This window comes from Streptomyces sp. MBT53 (genome assembly GCF_016654115.1).
Classification (GTDB): domain Bacteria; phylum Actinomycetota; class Actinomycetes; order Streptomycetales; family Streptomycetaceae; genus Streptomyces.
On record NZ_JAEQAZ010000030.1, the window covers coordinates 1 to 16,821 of the forward strand.

Sequence of the window (16,821 nt, forward strand, 5' to 3'; positions counted from 1 at the left end):
GCCGCGGACCGTGACGGTGATCGTGTCGCCCGGTTTGGCCGTGCCGTGGGCGTCCGCGCGCACGGAATCGACCCGGAAGCGGCAGACCGCTCCACCGCCGCCCGCCATGGAAGCCTTCAACTTCACGGTGGCGGAGGGGTGTTGCCCGTGGAACCGCAGGATTCCGCCGAGCGCGCTGTAGGCGGTGCTGCTCTTGCAGCCCTTCAACTTGCCCTGGAGCGCGGCATAGTCAGAGGCCGCGAGATTCCAGTCGCCGCCCTGCCCCTGCACGGCCTTGCACGCCTCGGCGAGTCCGCGGAGCACCCGCCAGTTGTCGTTGTTGCCGTCGAGACCGGCCGGGATCTGTTTGGCGGTGTCCGCGCAGCTCGCGGGGTTCTCACCGAGCAGGTCGTAGACGACCTCGGGGTCGATCTTCGAGTTGGTGTTGGGCGAGTGCGGCCCGGGCGGTAACCAGGCGGGGCCCTCTATCTTGCCTCCGCCTCCGCCGCCTGTATTGCCCGATCCGCCGGATCCGCTCGAACTGCCCGATCCGCTGGTCCCGTTGGACCCGCCCGAGCCACCGGACCCACCGGTACTGCCCGAGCCGCTCGATCCACTGCCACCGTTCCCGTCGGGTGGCTTCCAGGTGGGCATGCCGCCACCTGTACTGCCAGTGCCACCCGTACTACTGGTGCTGCCCGAGCCGCCCGTACCGCCCGTGTTCCCGGTCCCGCCCCCGACCTGCCCTCCGTTCGCGGTCCCGCCGACGGCGCTCGTGCCGCCGCCGTTCCCGCCTTCGGACGACTTGCTCGCGGTGTTCCCGTCGCCCCCGCCGCACGCGGCAGCGGTCCCGATGGCCAACGCCCCCGCGAAACACAGCGCCGATATGCGCACGCCGAGCGAAACCCCCATGACGCCCCCCGTTGCGGTCGCCCCCGGGCTTGCCTCGCCGGGCCGGTGGCCGCGCGCGGGCCCCAGTGGGTTCCCTCATGATGGGACGGCCCGGTCCGCCCGGGAAGGCGATTCGCCCAAGATGCGAGAGCAGGGGTGAATCGATGCTCGGGAGGCAGGCCGAGGGGCCGACACCTGGGCGCAGGGGCCGAGTTGGAGGGGGCGACGCCTGGGCTCAGAGGGCGCACCAAGGCGGCGACGCCCGAGCTCGGACGGCGAGCCGGGCGGCGTGACCTCGGCTCAGGGCGCGATGCCCGGGAGCACCTCGCGGGACGGGCCCAACTGCCAGAGCCCGGCAGCGCCCTGCGGGACCGCCTCAGGGCGCGAAGCCCGGCAGCGCCTCGCGGGACCGGCCCTCCAAGCGCAGCTGCATTGCGCAGGACCGCATCAGCCCCCGAAGTTCACCAACCCCCGCAGTGTCGGCTCCCCCGAAGCCCAGCTGCACCTTGCGGCACCGGCTCAACTCCCGAAGTCCAGCTGCACCTTGCCGCACCGGCTCAACTCCCGAAGTCCAGCAGTACCTTGCAGGACCGGCTCCGGTCGGCCGCCAGTGCGAACGCGGACTCGGCCTCCCGGACGGGCACCACCGCGCTGACGAGCGCGTCGAACGCGGGCTCCACCGCGAGGAGTTGGAGCGCGTCGTCGAACTCCGTGTCGAAGCGGAACGCGCCCCGCAGTTCGATCTCCCGGCTGACGACCAGGTTCCCCGCGAAGGGACTCTGCCCCGGCGGCAGCATCCCGAGCTGCACGACCACCCCGCCCCGCCGCACGAGCCGCAGGCAGGTGTCCAGCCCCGCCGCCACCCCGGACGCCTCGATGGCCACGTCGACCTCCGACGGCCACCCGGAGTCGTCCGGGTCATCGGCCCGTACGACGGTGTCGGCGCCGGCCGCCGTGGCGTACCGAAGTGCCGCCGGAAGCAGGTCGGTTACCGTCACGTGTGCCGCGCCGGCAGCCTTCGCCGCCGCGACGACCAGGCAGCCGATCGGACCCGCGCCCGTGACCAGTACCCGGCGTCCGGTCACGTCTCCGGCTCGGCGTACGGCGTGCAGGGCGACGGAGAGGGGTTCGGCGAGGGCGGCCCGGCGCAGCTCAAGGCCCGCCGGGACCGCCCTCAACTGGTCGGCGGGGACGGTGACTTGGGCCGCGAAGCCGCCCTGTACGTGCGGGAAGCGGGCCGCGCTGCCCAGATACGCGGTGTCGCGGCAGACGTTGCGCCGCCCGTCCGCGCACTCGGGGCAGACCCCGCACGGAGTGGCCGGGTGCACGGCAACTGCCGTACCGGGGGCGGGACCTGAGCCACCGGGGCCGTAGGACAGGACCGTGCCGACCACCTCGTGGCCGAGCAGCATCGGTTCCTTGAGGCGGAAGTCGCCGACGCCGCCGTGGCGCCAGTAGTGGAGGTCGGAGCCGCAGACGCCGCCGTAGCGGACGGCGACCAGGGCCTGGCCGGGGCCGGGCTCGGGGACCGTCAACTCCTCGACGCGCAGATCTTCCTGACCGTGAATCACACAACCCAGCATGTCCGGACTCCCGTTCTCTACAGCACGCTCGTCATGCCGCCGTCGACATACAGCACCTGTCCGCTCACGAAGTCCGCGGCGGGCGATGCCAGGAACAGCACTCCGCCGACCAGGTCGTCCGTGGTGCCCCAGCGACCGGCCGGGGTCCGCTTGCGCACCCAGGCGCTGAACTCCTCGTCCTGGACGAGGGGTTGGGTCAGTTCCGTCTCGATGTAGCCGGGGCCGAGGCCGTTGACCTGGACGCCCGACGGGCCCCAGTCGGCGCACATGCCCTTGGTGAGCATCTTCAACGCGCCCTTGGTGGCCGCGTAGGGCGCGATGCCGGGGCGGACCACCTCGCTCTGGAGCGAGCAGATGTTGATGATCTTCCCGTGGCCGCGTTCCGTCATCCGCCGGGCCGTCTCACGGCCGACCAGGAACGCGCTGGTGAGGTTGGTGTCGATGATCCGGTGCCAGTCGGAGTCGGTGAACTCCAGGAGCGGGGCGCGCAGTTGCATGCCCGCGTTGTTGACCAGGATGTCCAGCGGGCCGACCCGGTCTTCGATGTCCTTGATCCCGGCGGCCACTGACGGACCGTCGGTCACGTCGAAGGCGGCGGTGTGGACATCGCCGGGGAGTTCGGCGGCGGCCTTGGTGAGGCGTTCGGCGTCCCGTCCGTTCAGGACGACCGTGCAGCCGGCCTCCGACAGGCCCTGCGCGAGGGCGAGTCCGATGCCCCGGCTGGAGCCGGTTACCAGGGCCCTGCGGCCACTGATGTCGAAGAGAGGATGACTCATTCCCGTACTCCTAGATCACGAGCGAGAGGAGGAGGACCAGTCCGCCGGCGACCACGGAGATGATCGTCTCCATGACGGACCAGGTCTTGAGGGTCTGGCCGACGCTCAGGCCGAAGTACTCCTTCACCAGCCAGAATCCGGCGTCGTTGACATGGCTGAAGAAGAGCGAGCCCGCGCCGATCGCCAGGACGAGGAGAGCGGTGTGGGTCGAGGACATGTCGGCGGCCAGTGGGGCGACCAGACCGGCCGCCGAGATGGTGGCCACCGTCGCCGAACCGGTCGCCAGCCGGATCGCCACCGCGATCAGCCAGGCCAGCAGCAGCGCCGGGATCGACCAGTCCTTGGAGATGTCCAGGATCATCTGGCCGACACCGGAGTCGATCAGCGTCTGTTTGAAGCCGCCGCCCGCGCCGACGATGAGGAGGATGCCCGCGATCGGCATCAGCCCCTTCTCGACGGTCGAGGACAGCCGTTCCTTGGTGAAGCCTGCCGGGCGGCCGAGCGTGAACATGCCGACGATCACGGCCGCGAGCAGCGCGATGAGCGGGGAGCCGATGACGTCGAAGACGCGCTGCACGGTGTGCGTGGGGTCGTCCACGATGATGTCGACCAGCGCCTTGGAGAGCATCAGCACGACCGGCAGCAGGATGGTGGAGAGGGTCGCGCCGAAGCCGGGACGGTTCTCCAGGTCCTCGGAGGGGCGCTGCGGGAGCATGCGGTCGGGCGCCTGGACGTCCACCCAGCGGGCGGCGACCTTCGAGAACAGCGGCCCCGCGATGATCACGGTCGGGATCGCGACCAGCACGCCGAGCGCGAGGGTCAGACCGAGGTTGGCCTTGACGGCGTCGACGGCGACGAGCGGCCCGGGGTGCGGCGGAATGAGCCCGTGCATGACCGACAGACCGGCCAGGGCCGGGATGCCGATCCGCATCAGGGAGTAGTTGCCGCGCTTGGCGACCATCAGCACGACCGGGATCAGCAGCACGATGCCGACCTCGAAGAACAGCGGCAGCCCGATCACCGAGGCGATCAGGACCATCGCCCACGGCATCGACCGGGGGCTCGCCTTCGCGAGGATCGTGTCGACGATCTGGTCCGCGCCGCCCGAGTCGGCGAGCAGCTTGCCGAGGATCGCACCGAGGGCGATCAGCACACCCACACCGGCGACCGTCGAGCCGAGTCCGGTGGTGAAGCTGGTGATCGCCTTGTCCAGCGGCGCCCCGGCGAACGCGCCGAGCGCGAGCGAGCCGATGGTCAGCGCCAGGAAGGCGTGCATCTTGAACTTGGTGATGAGCAGGACGATGACGGCGATGCCCGCCAGTACGGCGATGCCCAGCTGTGCGTGGCCGGCCGAGGTGATGGGCTCGACGGGGTCTGCTGCCAGCAACTCGACGCTGAGTCTGGTCACGGTGGATTCCTTGCGGATACGGGGGAGGGGTGACAGGCGGTGGGTGCTAGAAGGTGGGCTCGGGGACCTGCTCCAGCGCGGCCGTCGCCCGCTCGGCGATCTGCTCCGGGCTGCCGCTGACGTCCACGGCGACGCCCGCCTCGTCGGCCTCCAGTGGCTGGAGCGTGGCGAACTGCGAGTCGAGCAGCGCGGTCGGCATGAAGTGCCCGTGCCGGTGCGCCATCCGGTCCTCGATGAGCGCGCGGTCGCCGGTGAGATGCACGAAGACGACCCCGGGGGCTGCGGCCCGCAGCCGGTCGCGGTACGACCGCTTCAGCGCCGAGCTGCTGACGACCCCGCCGAGCCCCGCGCGCCCGTGCGCCCAGGAGCCGATGGCGTCCAGCCAGGGCCACCGGTCCTCGTCGGTCAGCGGGTGCCCGGCCGACATCTTGGCGATGTTGGCCTGCGGGTGGAAGTCGTCGCCCTCGGCGTACGGCACGCCGAGCCGGGCCGCGAGCAGGGGACCGATGGTGGTCTTCCCGGTGCCCGCTACGCCCATCACCACGACGACATGGGGGGTACGCATCGCTGCCTCACTGTCTCCGTCGACATCTGATGTCGATCCCACTGAAACCGATTAGGTACGACGAATTCAAGAGTCTGTGACATATAAGTCTGACTTTTTGGTTGGGTGACGCGCCCCGTACGCTGAGTGCATGACCACTCCGGGCCGCGGGTTGCACGGCCGTGTACTCGACTCCCTCGGCCCCGCCATCACCGCGGGCGAGTACCCGCCGGGCAGCGTCCTGCGCACGGACGAGCTGGCCAAGGACTTCGAGGTGTCACGGTCCGTGATGCGCGAGGCGGTCCGCGTCCTCGAATCCATGCACCTGGTCGAGTCCCGCCGCCGGGTCGGCGTCACCGTCCGCCCCAAGGCCGAGTGGAATGTCTACGACCCGCAGGTCATCCGCTGGCGCCTGGCCGGCGCGGACCGCCCGCAGCAACTGCGCTCGCTCACGGTGCTGCGTTCCGCCGTCGAACCGATCGCGGCGGGCCTGGCGGCCAAGTTCGCGACGGCGGAGCAGTGCGCGGAACTCACCGAGTGCGCGATCGGCATGGTCGCCAACTCACGCGGCCACAAACTGGAGGCCTACCTCGTCCACGACGTGGCCTTCCACCGGGTGATCCTCGCCGCCTCCGGCAACGAGATGTTCGCCCGCCTCGGCGACGTCGTCACCGAGGTCCTCGCCGGCCGCACCCACCACGAGGTCATGTTCGAGGACCCCGACCCGGCCGCCGTCACGCTCCACGTCCAGGTCGCGGAGGCGGTCCGCGAGGGCGACGCGGTCCGCGCGGAGACGTTGACCCGCGAGATCACGATCGGCGCCCTCCAGGAACTGGACATCCTGGCCCCGTAGAGCGTCAGTCCTCGATGAACTCCCCGTCGAGGTACACCCACGCCCCGTCGACCCGCTCGAACCGGCTCCGCTCATGGATCGCCCCACCCCGGTACGAGGCCCGGAACGTCACGGTCCCCGCGGAGTGGAACGCCGACCCGCCGCTCGTGTCGAGGATCTCGAGCCCGGTCCATCGCATCCCCGGGTCGAGTTCGAGAGGTTCGGCGGGCCGGGTCCGCGGATGCCAACTGCGCAGCAGATACGGCGCGTCGAGCCGCACGAAGGCGCTGTAGCGGGAGCGCATCAACGCCTCGGCGGTGGGGGCGGCGGTGCCTGAGTGGTAGCGGCCGCAGCAGGTGTCGTAGGGGGTGGGGAGGCCGCAGGGGCAGGTGGTGGGTCGGGGCATGGGGACCATTGTGCCGGGGCTACGGGAGTGGTTCCTCGGGGGTGACGTGGAGTGGCAACCGGACGTAGGGGTCCGTCGCCGGGCCGCCGGGCAGCGCGGTGCTCTCCTTCCCATGTGTGAGCGTCGCGCGGGCCAGGAGGGGTGGTGCAGGGGTGTCCTCAGGAGCACCGTGCGCGGCCCCGATGAACTGCACGAGAAGGGCACCGGTGACGCGGGTGCCGATCTGGTTCACGAAGCTCGGCGGGAGGATCCATTCGACTCCCTGGTACAGGGTCTCGTCGACGGTGTCGTGGACTCTCCTGACGTACCACTCGTCGTTCTGTATCTGGGGAGCGCTGCGCGCGTTCAGATGGGCGGCTATGGACGCTACCGCGTTGAGGTCGGGAAAGGTGGGAGAGCCGGTCAGGCCAGCTGTAATGGCCTCCAGTATGGGTCCGGCCACCTGCAGGTCCCTGGCCAGCGTGTCCCGCCACGCCCGCTCCTCCTGCACGGGCGGCAGGTGGTACACGACGGCCTGGAGATCCTTCACCCGCCAGTCGCCCTCAGCCGGGAACAACAGGGTGACCTCCGTGCGCCGGGCCTCCCTCGAGTACCCGAGCGTCCAGACGTACAGATAGGCCGTGAAGGGGTGCGCCTCATCCGTGTCCGTGGCGAGGATCCGCTCCAGCGGAACGGACCGCGGCTCGGTCTCCCCGTAGACCTCCAGCCACTCACCCGTCTCCGCGTGCCCTCGGCCCCATGCGGTTGCCATGACCTCACCCCCATGAAGCCACTTGATACTCCGTCAGTTCCCCACTGGCAACGGAGCCGACAACTCAGACCGCGATCCCCGTCTCCGCCGAAGGCATCGGCGGCAGCCGAGTCCCGTGCACCCACGCCTCGAAGAGCTGGTCCAGCGGCTCGGAAGTGAAGCGGGACGCATGCGACGTGAACGTCGCCGTCGTCACCGTGCCATTCCGGTGCACGCTCGCCCAGCTGCGCAGCATGCGGAAGAACGCGATGTCGCCCAGCGCGCAGCGCACCGCGTGGACGGTGACTCCGCCGCGTTCGTAGAGGCGGTCGTCGAACATGGACTTGCGGCCGGGGTCGGCGAGGCGCAGGTCTTGGGGGAGAGTCGAGAGCAACCGGTGTGCGGCGGCGGCGTGTTGGTGGGCCGTACGGCCGCCGGAGCGTTCGGACCACAGCCATTCCGCGTACTTGGCGAGGCCCTCGTTCAGCCAGATGTGCCGCCAGTCGGCGATGGAGACGCTGTTGCCGAACCACTGGTGGGCCAGCTCGTGCGCGACCAGTCGCTCCGAACTCCGCGCCCCGTCAACGTGGTTGGCGCCGAACAGCGACAACCCCTGTGCCTCGACGGGGACATCGAGTTCCTCCTCCGTCACCACGACCGCGTACTCGTCGAAGGGGTACGGGCCGAACAGCTCCTGGAACAGCTCCATCATCGCGGGCTGGCGTGCGAAGTCCCTTGAGAATTCGGGGAGCAGGTCCGACGGGATGTGTCCGTGCTGCGGGACCCCGCCCAGACCGGGGTCGCCCAGCAGCACCGTCTGGTACTTGCCGATCGACAGGCCGACGAGGTAACTCGACGTCGGCGCCGACTGTTCGTACACCCACGTCGTGGTCGAGGCCTTCGTCGTGCGGGTCAGGAGTCTGCCGCCCGCCACCACCGCGTACGCCGACGGCGTCGTGATCGAGATCTGGTACGACGCCTTGTCGGCGGGGCGGTCGTTGCACGGGTACCAGGACGGTGCCCCGATCGGCTGGCTCGCCACCAGCGCCCCGTCGGTCAACTCCTCCCAGCCGAGGCCGCCCCAGGGGCTGGCGACCGGCTTGGGGTTGCCCGACCAGTGCACCTCGACGGTGAACGCGGCCCCGGCCCGCAGCGGCTTCGCGGGGCGGATGCGCAGTCGGCCGCCGCGGTGCGTGTAGTGCGGCTGGCGGCCGTCCACCCGGACCCGGCCGATCTTGAAGTCGCCCAGGTTCAGCTGGAATTCGGGCAGCGGCGCACGGCCCGCTATGGCGTTGATACGGGCCGTGCCGGAGAGACGGTTCGGGCCGGGGCGGTAGTCCAGCGCCAGTTCATAGCGGTGCACCCGGTAGCGGGCATCGCCGTTTGCCGGGAAGTACGGGTCCGGACCTGCCGCCTGCTGAACGGTCACTGCTGCGTCTGCTCCCTGCGCTGTGCTCGTATCTCGTACCCGTGCACCGCCCTCCGAAGCCGACGCCCCGCGACCCGTGTTCAGGATCGCCATGACTCGATCGGATTGCCCAGCCAGCGGGTGTCGTCCGGGACGGACTCCGCCGCCATCACGAGCGATGCGGGACCCAGAGTGGTGCGCGCCCCGACCTCACTGCCGGGCAGGACGATTCCGCCAGGACCCAGCGTCGCGCCCTCACGGAGGACCACAGTATCCGTCCGCAAGATCCGGTCGTGGAAGAGGTGGGTCTGCAGCACACAGCCACGGTTCACCGTGGAGGCGTCCCCCAAGGTCACCAGGTCGGTCTCGGGCAACCAGTAGCTCTCCACCCAGACGCCCTTGCCGATGTGCGCGCCGAGCCCGCGCAGCCAGGCCGTCAGCACGGGAGTGCCCGGCACGGAACCGGCCAGCCACGGCACCGCGACGACCTCGACGAAGGTGTCCGCCAGCTCGTTGCGCCACACATAACCGCTCCACAGCGGGTGCTCGGCACCGTGGTGCCGTCCCACGAGGGCCCACTTGGCCACGATCGAGATCAGCCCGGCGAGAGCGCCCACGGCCAGCAGGACCAGGCCCGACAGCAGCGCAGCCCACACACCCAGCGCGCACAGCGCGGCCACCGTCAGCACGGCCAGTGCCGCCGAGCAGAACACCGGCACGATCCGGCACAGCTCCACGAGGCCACGCGCCCACAGCAGTCGGGCCGGCGGGTCGTACGTGCGGCTCTGGTCGCCGCCGCTCGTGCTGCGCGGCAGCTTCACCGGCGGCAGGCCCAGGTACGACGTGCCCTTCTTCGCCTTCTTCGGCGTCGCCGACAGCACCCCGACGAGCCCGCCGTCCGGCACGCTCCGCCCGGGCGCGGTCATCCCGGAGTTCCCGAGGAACGCCCGCCGTCCGATCTCGGCCCGCCCGATGTGCACCCAGCCGCCACCGAGCTCGTACGGCGCGGTCAACGTGTCGTCGGCCAGGAAGGCGCCCTCACCGACGGTCGTCAGGCTCGGCAGCGCGAGCACGGTCGACACCTCGGCGCCCCGCCCGATCCGCATCCCGAGCAGCCGCAGCCACACCGGCGTGACGAGCCCGGCGTAGAGCGGGAACAGGGTCTCGCGGGAGAGGTCCATCAGCTGCGTGACCGTCCACGCCTGCCAGCCGATACGGCTGTGCGTGGGGTGCGTGCCCTCGCGCAGCCCGAGGCTGAGCAGCCGTACACCGACCAGGATCAGCAGCGCGTACGTCAGCCCGAAGGCGAGCGTCGCCGGGACCAGGGCCAGGGACGCGCCCCGCAGGGCCTCACCGAGACCGTCGCCCGGGGCCACGAACAGGCTGGTCATCAGGAGCGCGACCGCTCCGGCGACCACCGGGAGCATGGTGAGCGCGAAGCCCGTGATGCCGTACATCACGCGCCAGTACGTGCCCCGCTGCGGGCGCTCCTTGGGCCAGTTGCGCTTGGCCTTGCCGAGCTTGACGGCGGGTGCGCCCGCCCAGCGCTGGCCGGTCGGGACCGTGCCGGTGACGGCCGAACCCGGCGCCACCTCGGCCCGCTTGCCCACCCGGGCGCCGGGGAACAGCATGCTGCGGGTGCCGACGACGGCGTGCGCGCCGACCTTGACCGGGCCGATCTCCAGACGGTCGCCGTCCAGCCAGTAGCCGGACAGGTCCACCTCGGACTCGACGGCGGCACCGCGGCCGAGCTTGAGCATGCCGGTGACCGGGGGGAGGGAGTGGAGATCGACGTCGGGCCCGACCTTGGCACCGAGGGCACGTGCGTACCGCTCCAGCCACGAACCCGTCAGCGAGGTCGCGCCGCTGAACTCGGCCAGTCGCTCCGCCGCCCAGAGCCGGAGGTGGACGCTGCCACCACGGTCGTAGCGGCCCGGCTTCACGCCGCGCAGCAGCAGGCGTGCACCGCCGGCCGCGATCGCGAGGCGGCCGGGCGGGCTGAAGAGCAGCAGTGCGCCGGCGGCGACCAGCCACCAGGAGGCGGTGGGCAGCCAGGCGTAGCCGTTGAGTACGTTGCCGAGCGCGGCCAGGGCCACCGTCCAGCGCAGGCCGGCGAGGGTGAACAGGGGGACCAGCGCGAGGAGTTGGACCACCTTGGCGCGGGTCGGGACCGGCGCGATCACGCGGGCCGTGCCGTCGCCCTGCGCCGAGTCCTCAAGGTGCCGGGCCAACTTGCGCAGCGTGGTCTGCTGGTAGATGTCGAGGACGGCCGCGCTCGGGTAGCGGGTGCGCAGCCGGGTGGTGAGCTGCGCGGCGGCCAGGCTGCCGCCGCCGATCGCGAAGAAGTCGTCGGAGGCGGTGCTCACGGGGATGCCCAGCACCTCGGCCCACTGCTCGGCGAGCCAGGCCTCCGTGCCGTAGAGCTGCTCCTTGGCGCCGCCGGTCTCCAGGCCTTCGAGCGGCCAGGGCAGCGCGTTGCGGTCGACCTTGCCGGAGGTGCGGGTCGGGAGATCCTCGACCGGGGCGATCAACGGGACGAGGGCGGCGGGCAGTTCGGCCCGCAGCTTCTCGACGGCGGAGGGCTGGTCCCAGCCCTCCTGGGTGACGACATAGCCGACGAGGAGTTGGTTGCCGCTGCGGGCAGTTCGTACGGCGGCCGCGGCGCCCGCGACTCCGGGCAGTGCCTGGAGGGCCGCGTCGACCTCGCCCAACTCGATCCGGCGTCCGCCGAGTTTGATCTGCTCGTCGGCACGGCCGAGGAAAATCAGGCCCTCGGGCTCGGCCTTGACCAAGTCGCCGCTGCGGTACGCCCGTTCCCAGCCGAGGGATTCGAGCGGCGCGTACTTCTCGGCGTCCTTCTCGGGGTCGAGGTAGCGGGCGAGTCCGACCCCGCCGATCACCAACTGGCCGCTGCCGCCCATCGGTACGGGCACCCCGGCCTCGTCGACGACGGCCAACTCCCAGCCGTTCAGGGGGAGTCCGATGCGGATCGGCTCGTCGCCGGTCATCAGGGAGGCGCAGGCGACGACGGTCGCCTCGGTCGGGCCGTAGGTGTTCCAGACCTCGCGGCCCTCGGTGACCAGCCGCTGCACCAGCTCGGGCGGGCAGGCCTCACCGCCGAAGATCAGCAGGCGTACGTCGGTGAGCGCCTCCGGCTCCCAGAGGGAGGCCAGGGTCGGCACGGTCGAGACGACGCTGATGTCCTGGTCCACCAGCCAGGGGCCGAGGTCGGCGCCGCTGCGGACCTGGGCGCGGGGGACGGGCACCAGGCAGGCGCCGTAGCGCCAGGCGAGCCACATCTCCTCGCAGGACGCGTCGAAGGCCACGGACAGGCCCGCCATGACCCTGTCACCCGGACCGATGGGGTCGTCGGTGAGGAACAGTGCCGCCTCGGCGTCGACGAAGGCCGCCGCGCTGCGGTGGGTGACGGCGACGCCCTTGGGCTTGCCGGTGGAGCCGGAGGTGAAGATGATCCACGCGTCCTGCTCGACGCCGGGTCGCGCGGCCGGGACGTCACTGTGCCCGAGCACGGTCAGCGCGTGCTCGGCGCCGATCACGGCCCGGACGTCGGCCTCGCCGAACACCAGGTCGGCCCGCTCGTCCGGGTCCTCGGCGTCGACGGGGACGTAGGCGGCACCGGCGGCGAGGACGGCGAGGATCGCGATGTAGAGGTCGTTGGTCCCGGACGGGACACGCACGCCGACCCGGTCGCCCAGGCCGACACCGGCCGCGGCCAGGGTGCGGCGCAGGGTCTCGACCTCGACGGCGAGTGCGCGGTAGGTGAGGCGGACGGTGCCGTCGTCCAGGGCGAGCTCGTCGGGATACGACCGCACGGACGCGTCGAAGATGTCGACAAGCGTGCGGGCCGAGGCGGCGGGCGCCGCGGAGAATCGTGCCGTATCGCCGAACTGTGTGCGGATCTCTTCGTCAAGCCCGAGAGCACTGCTCTCGTGTATGGCTGCCATCGGTCCTCGCGTCTCGAACCCGGTAACTTCCGGGGTGCTGGCGGGCCCGCAGGTATGCCTGGGGTTGTCCAGCTCCAGCTCCGTTCCGTAACAAGCCGGAAATTTTAGTACGACGCTAGGCGCCCCGCCTGCCGACGGCCACTCGGGGGAGCCGAACGGGGGCGCTCCGTGAGCGTCCGGCAACGCTCTGACCTGGTGATCTTCGGGTCGGGGGAGACATCCCCCACAAAACCGGCGCGGGGTCCGCGGGGGCCGGAACCCCACTCGTCAGAACGTGCCGAAGAAGCGATGCCACCAACTGTGCCGCTGGACGTGCCAGGGCAGTCGGCTCGGCCCGTCGTAGTCGTCCTCCAGCAGTTCCTCTGGAACGACCGTGTATCCGAGGTCGCCCAGCGCTCGATCGACCTTCGCGAGATCCGCGGCATCCAGCTCGCCCTCGGCCCGGGCCTCCGCAGTGCCGAGGAAGGCTCCGGGGTTGTCGGCGCAGACCAGGGCGAGGGACCCGAACCTGCTCACGCAGACCACGATCCGTGTCCCGCACACGGTTGCTTCGGCGGGCACGACGACACGTCCGTACTCGGCGGAGTCCTGGGTGTCCTGCTCGGTCGCGCAGCGAGCCGCGAAGCCGCCCTCCAGGGGCGACGCGGGGCGGCCAGGGCCGTAGAAACAGAAAAACCCCAGATCGACTGGGGTTTCTGCTGGTGTCCGAGGGGGGACTTGAACCCCCACGCCCCGTAAAGGGCACTAGCACCTCAAGCTAGCGCGTCTGCCATTCCGCCACCCGGACAAGGTGTTTGTCGCGCGTGGTTTCCCCCGCGGCGACGAAGGAAACATTACCAGGCTTCCAGGGGTGGCCGATCACCCCCTGTTCCCACCCGCCTCCCGCGTGAACGGCGTGTGACGGGCGCGGACCGCCCTTGGGGTGCGGGCCGGGGAGAGGGAGGATGAGGGGCAGGACCACCAGCAGTGACAGTGGGAGGAAGCAGCGTGAGCGACACGGACACGGCCAAGGGCGTCACCGGCGAGGACGAGGTCGTGGACCTCTGCCGCGAGCTGATCCGGTTCGACACCAGCAACTACGGCGACCACTCGGGCCCGGGTGAGCGCAAGGCGGCCGAGTACGTCGCCGAGCAGCTCGCCGAGGTGGGCCTCGAACCGCAGATCTTCGAGTCGCACCCGGGACGCGCCTCCACGGTCGCCCGGATCGAGGGCACGGACCCCTCCCGGCCCGCGCTCCTCATCCACGGCCACCTGGACGTCGTACCGGCGAACGCGGCGGACTGGACCCACCACCCCTTCTCCGGCGAGGTCGCCGACGGGTGTGTGTGGGGGCGCGGCGCGGTCGACATGAAGGACATGGACGCGATGACCCTGGCGGTCGTCCGCGACCGGCTGCGCAGCGGGCGCAGGCCCCCGCGCGACATCGTGGTCGCGTTCCTCGCGGACGAGGAGGCGGGCGGTACGTACGGGGCGCGGCACCTCGTCGACAACCACCCCGAGCTGTTCGACGGCGTCACCGAGGGCATCAGCGAGGTCGGCGGGTTCTCGTTCACGGTGAGCGAGGAGCGGCGGCTCTATCTGATCCAGACGGCCGAGAAGGGCATGCACTGGCTGAAGCTGACCGTCGCCGGTACGGCGGGGCACGGTTCGATGATCCACCGCGACAACGCGATCACCGAACTGTCCGAGGCGGTCGCCCGGGTCGGCCGGCACAAGTTCCCGGTGCGGGTCACCAAGACCACCCGCGCCTTCCTCGACGAACTCGGCGACGCGCTCGGCACCCCGCTCGACCCCGAGGACATGGAGTCGACCCTCAAGCGGCTCGGCGGCATCGCCAAGCTGATCGGCGCGACCCTCAGCAACACCGCCAACCCGACGCAGCTGAACGCCGGTTACAAGGTCAACGTCATCCCTGGCGAGGCCACCGCGAACATCGACGGGCGCTTCCTGCCGGGCCACGAGGAGGAGTTCCTCGCCGACCTCGACCGGATCCTCGGCCCCAAGGTCAAGCGCGAGGACGTGCACTCGGACAAGGCGCTGGAGACCTCCTTCGACGGCGCGCTGGTCGAGGCCATGCAGTCCTCGCTGCTCGCCGAGGACCCGACCGCGAAGGCCGTCCCGTACATGCTCTCCGGCGGTACGGACGCCAAGTCCTTCGACGACCTCGGCATCCGCGGCTTCGGTTTCGCCCCGCTCAAGCTGCCGCCGGAGCTGGACTTCGCGGGCATGTTCCACGGCGTGGACGAGCGGGTGCCGGTGGAGGGGCTGAAGTTCGGGGTGCGGGTCCTGGACCGCTTCATCGACGCTTCGTAAGAGGCCGGGTGACACCGGTTGACGCGTGAATTCGACCGCGCGTACGGGGGGCGACTGGGACGAGTGAATGTGCTCATAAGCTCGTAGCTCCATTACTCCCTCCTCGTTACAGGTGATGCGATCGGCAACACGAGATCGCTTTTGCCAACAAGGAGGAATAATGATCAAGAAGGTCGTCGCCGCTGCGGCTGCCACCGGTGGCCTGGTTCTCGCGGGAGCGGGCCTGGCCGTCGCCGACTCCGGTGCCCAGGGTGCCGCTGTGCACTCCCCGGGTGTCGTTTCCGGCAACGTCATCCAGGTTCCCGTGCACGTCCCGGTGAACGTGTGCGGCAACACGATCTCGGTGATCGGTCTGCTGAACCCCGCCTTCGGCAACACCTGCATCAACAAGTGACGTCGCCCCACTGAGGGGTGACCACGTCCTCGGCCCCGGAGCGCGCGCCATGCGCTCCGGGGCCGACGGGTCTTTGCGCGCTTTTTCGCCGGGAATCGGGCGGGAAGTCGCGCAAGGAATTCAGTGAGTCAGTCAGTCAGGAATGACAGCAGGAAATGAAGGCAGGGGGGAATTCAGCAATGCGACAGGTCACCCGCAAGAGTTTGATGACCATGGCGGCGGCGACCGGAGTGATCGCCGCCGCGGGCGGTGTCGCCCACGCCGACTCCGGCGCGAACGGCTCCGCCTCGGGCTCGCCCGGCGTACTGTCCGGCAACACCGTGCAGGCACCGGTGCATGTGCCGGTCAACGTCTGCGGCAACACCGTGAACGTGGTCGGGATCCTCAACCCGGCGGTCGGCAACAAGTGCGCCAACCAGGGCGGGGGCAGCGGCGGTCACGGTGGCGGCCACGGCTCGTCCGGCGGCTACGGCGACTCGGGGGGTTACGGCGACTCGGGCGGCTACGGCGGCTCGGGCGGGCACGGGGGCTCCGGCGGCCACGGCGCGCACGGCGGCTCAGGGGGCTCGCACGCCGGTGGACACACCTCCGGCTCGCCCGGTGTCGGCTCGGGCAACCACGTCCAGGTACCGATCGACGTGCCGGTGAACGTGTGTGGCAACAGCGTCGACGTCATCGGCATCGGCAACGCCGTCACCGGCAACGACTGTGCCAACGGCGGCGGTTGGAACGACGGCGGCCACCACGGCGGCGGTCACCATGGTGGGGGTCACCACGGCGGCGGCCAGGACGGTGGTGGTGGCCACCATGGTGGTGGCAACCACGGGGGAGGCCACGACGGTGGTGGTGGTCACCACGGCGGTGGGGGCGAGCACGGCGGCGGTGGCCATCACGGGGGTGGCGGTCACCATGGCGGTGGTCACGACGGTGGCGGTGGCCACCACGGCGGTGGTCACCACGGCACGCCTCCGGGCGGCGGTCACGGGACGACCCCGCCGGGAACGCCGGGCCACCCGGGCACTCCGAGCCACCCGGGGACCCCCGGTCACCCCGGAACTCCCACTCACCCGGGCACACCCGCCCACCCCGCCTCACCGGGCGGTATCTCGCCGGTCATGGGCGGTCACACGCCGGCCGGCGCAGCGCACGTCACCCAGCCCGGTGCGCAGTCCGCCGTCCAGGCCCAGGGCGGCCCGCAGCTCGCGCACACCGGTGCCGATCTGCCGCTGGGCCTCGCGCTGCCGGTTGGAGCGGGCGCGCTGCTCGCGGGTGCGGTGCTCTACCGCAAGGCGAAGGCCATGGCGTAGCGCCTGGGATCAAGCGCCCGGGAACATGTGATCTGCGCGACGGAGGGGCCCCGCACAGCCGGGGCCCGCTCCGTTTCGCCCGACTCAGCTCACCACGTGGCACGCACCTGGCGGATGATCCGCCGGCGCAGCCGCACCCTGCGGCTGCCGTCGCGCAGCAGGCTCAGTCGGTCCAATTCCCAGTGTCCGTACTCGGCGTGGTCCGTCAGCAGACGTGTGGCGTCCTTGCGGGAGACCCCGCGCGGTACGTACACGTCGACAAATTCGTATTCCGGCATCGCATCT

The 16,821-nt window shown here is 70.9% G+C and carries 15 protein-coding genes and 1 tRNA gene; 4 read left to right on the plus strand and 12 right to left on the minus strand.

The features are described 5' to 3' along the window. The 5 genes from JHN45_RS13775 to JHN45_RS13795 all read right to left on the minus strand — a co-directional run. On the minus strand, window positions 1-633 hold a 633-nt coding region (locus JHN45_RS13775), incomplete at its 3' end, for a hypothetical protein (protein ID WP_374195613.1). A gap of 794 nt (window positions 634-1,427) precedes the next feature. Further along, window positions 1,428-2,453 (minus strand): L-idonate 5-dehydrogenase, encoded by a 1,026-nt coding sequence (locus JHN45_RS13780; protein ID WP_201049172.1) that lies wholly within the window; start codon window positions 2,451-2,453, stop codon window positions 1,428-1,430. 17 nt (window positions 2,454-2,470) lie between these two features. Then, window positions 2,471-3,229, minus strand: coding sequence for an SDR family oxidoreductase (locus tag JHN45_RS13785; RefSeq protein ID WP_200717099.1), 759 nt, complete (start codon window positions 3,227-3,229; stop codon window positions 2,471-2,473). A 10-nt stretch (window positions 3,230-3,239) separates the two neighbouring features. Continuing rightward, window positions 3,240-4,637, minus strand: a complete 1,398-nt coding sequence (locus JHN45_RS13790) for a gluconate:H+ symporter (protein ID WP_200717100.1) — start codon at window positions 4,635-4,637, stop codon at window positions 3,240-3,242. Window positions 4,638-4,683: 46 nt separating this feature from the next. Continuing rightward, window positions 4,684-5,202 (minus strand): gluconokinase, encoded by a 519-nt coding sequence (locus JHN45_RS13795; RefSeq protein WP_200717101.1) that lies wholly within the window; start codon window positions 5,200-5,202, stop codon window positions 4,684-4,686. 130 nt (window positions 5,203-5,332) lie between these two features. On the opposite strand from JHN45_RS13795, the gene JHN45_RS13800 reads away from it, so the two are divergent. After that, a complete protein-coding gene (locus JHN45_RS13800; RefSeq protein ID WP_093624811.1) occupies window positions 5,333-6,034 on the plus strand; it encodes a FadR/GntR family transcriptional regulator in 702 nt (233 codons plus the stop codon). Window positions 6,035-6,038: 4 nt separating this feature from the next. Here JHN45_RS13800 and JHN45_RS13805 read toward each other — a convergent pair whose 3' ends face one another. The 6 genes from JHN45_RS13805 to JHN45_RS13830 all read right to left on the minus strand — a co-directional run bounded on the left by JHN45_RS13805 (window position 6,039) and on the right by JHN45_RS13830 (window position 13,309). After that, window positions 6,039-6,419 carry a YchJ family protein gene (locus tag JHN45_RS13805; protein ID WP_374195614.1) on the minus strand — a complete coding sequence of 127 codons (381 nt, stop codon included), beginning with the start codon at window positions 6,417-6,419 and terminating at the stop codon, window positions 6,039-6,041. 19 nt (window positions 6,420-6,438) lie between these two features. After that, window positions 6,439-7,170 (minus strand): hypothetical protein, encoded by a 732-nt coding sequence (locus JHN45_RS13810; RefSeq protein ID WP_200709347.1) that lies wholly within the window; start codon window positions 7,168-7,170, stop codon window positions 6,439-6,441. 64 nt (window positions 7,171-7,234) lie between these two features. After that, on the minus strand, window positions 7,235-8,578 hold the full coding sequence (locus tag JHN45_RS13815) for a M1 family metallopeptidase (protein WP_200709348.1): 1,344 nt from the start codon (window positions 8,576-8,578) through the stop codon (window positions 7,235-7,237). Window positions 8,579-8,658: 80 nt separating this feature from the next. Then, window positions 8,659-12,522, minus strand: coding sequence for a Pls/PosA family non-ribosomal peptide synthetase (locus JHN45_RS13820; protein ID WP_200709349.1), 3,864 nt, complete (start codon window positions 12,520-12,522; stop codon window positions 8,659-8,661). Window positions 12,523-12,789: 267 nt separating this feature from the next. Next, window positions 12,790-13,038, minus strand: coding sequence for a hypothetical protein (locus JHN45_RS13825; protein WP_234467645.1), 249 nt, complete (start codon window positions 13,036-13,038; stop codon window positions 12,790-12,792). A 183-nt stretch (window positions 13,039-13,221) separates the two neighbouring features. Further along, a tRNA-Leu gene (locus JHN45_RS13830) sits at window positions 13,222-13,309 on the minus strand. A 200-nt stretch (window positions 13,310-13,509) separates the two neighbouring features. Between JHN45_RS13830 and JHN45_RS13835 the strand changes: the two genes are divergently transcribed. The 3 genes from JHN45_RS13835 (at window position 13,510) to JHN45_RS54375 (ending at window position 16,536) form a co-directional block, all read left to right on the plus strand. Further along, window positions 13,510-14,835 (plus strand): M20/M25/M40 family metallo-hydrolase, encoded by a 1,326-nt coding sequence (locus JHN45_RS13835; RefSeq protein ID WP_200709350.1) that lies wholly within the window; start codon window positions 13,510-13,512, stop codon window positions 14,833-14,835. A 160-nt stretch (window positions 14,836-14,995) separates the two neighbouring features. Beyond that, the gene (gene chpH / locus JHN45_RS13840) at window positions 14,996-15,229 is read left to right on the plus strand and encodes a chaplin ChpH (protein WP_019066065.1); all 234 of its coding nucleotides are present in this window, start codon (window positions 14,996-14,998) and stop codon (window positions 15,227-15,229) included. Between the two features lie 179 nt (window positions 15,230-15,408). Next, complete coding sequence (locus tag JHN45_RS54375) at window positions 15,409-16,536, plus strand: chaplin (protein WP_200709351.1); 1,128 nt, start codon at window positions 15,409-15,411, stop codon at window positions 16,534-16,536. An 89-nt stretch (window positions 16,537-16,625) separates the two neighbouring features. On the opposite strand, the gene JHN45_RS13850 is transcribed toward JHN45_RS54375, so the two are convergent. Further along, the gene (locus tag JHN45_RS13850; RefSeq protein ID WP_005485166.1) at window positions 16,626-16,814 is read right to left on the minus strand and encodes a DUF5703 family protein; all 189 of its coding nucleotides are present in this window, start codon (window positions 16,812-16,814) and stop codon (window positions 16,626-16,628) included. Between the last annotated feature and the right edge of the window lie 7 nt (window positions 16,815-16,821).

Excerpts from the sequence above, each read along its gene's own strand:
- JHN45_RS13780 (WP_201049172.1), bottom strand. The coding sequence starts at position 2,453 with ATGCTGGGTTGTGTGATTCACGGTCAGGAAGATCTGCGCGTCGAGGAG.
- JHN45_RS13785 (WP_200717099.1), bottom strand. The coding sequence starts at position 3,229 with ATGAGTCATCCTCTCTTCGACATCAGTGGCCGCAGGGCCCTGGTAACC.
- JHN45_RS13795 (WP_200717101.1), bottom strand. The coding sequence starts at position 5,202 with ATGCGTACCCCCCATGTCGTCGTGGTGATGGGCGTAGCGGGCACCGGG.
- JHN45_RS13800 (WP_093624811.1), top strand. The coding sequence starts at position 5,333 with ATGACCACTCCGGGCCGCGGGTTGCACGGCCGTGTACTCGACTCCCTC.
- JHN45_RS13805 (WP_374195614.1), bottom strand. The coding sequence starts at position 6,419 with ATGCCCCGACCCACCACCTGCCCCTGCGGCCTCCCCACCCCCTACGAC.
- JHN45_RS13810 (WP_200709347.1), bottom strand. The coding sequence starts at position 7,170 with ATGGCAACCGCATGGGGCCGAGGGCACGCGGAGACGGGTGAGTGGCTG.
- JHN45_RS13820 (WP_200709349.1), bottom strand. The coding sequence starts at position 12,522 with ATGGCAGCCATACACGAGAGCAGTGCTCTCGGGCTTGACGAAGAGATC.
- chpH (WP_019066065.1), top strand. The coding sequence starts at position 14,996 with ATGATCAAGAAGGTCGTCGCCGCTGCGGCTGCCACCGGTGGCCTGGTT.
- JHN45_RS54375 (WP_200709351.1), top strand. The coding sequence starts at position 15,409 with ATGCGACAGGTCACCCGCAAGAGTTTGATGACCATGGCGGCGGCGACC.
- JHN45_RS13850 (WP_005485166.1), bottom strand. The coding sequence starts at position 16,814 with ATGCCGGAATACGAATTTGTCGACGTGTACGTACCGCGCGGGGTCTCC.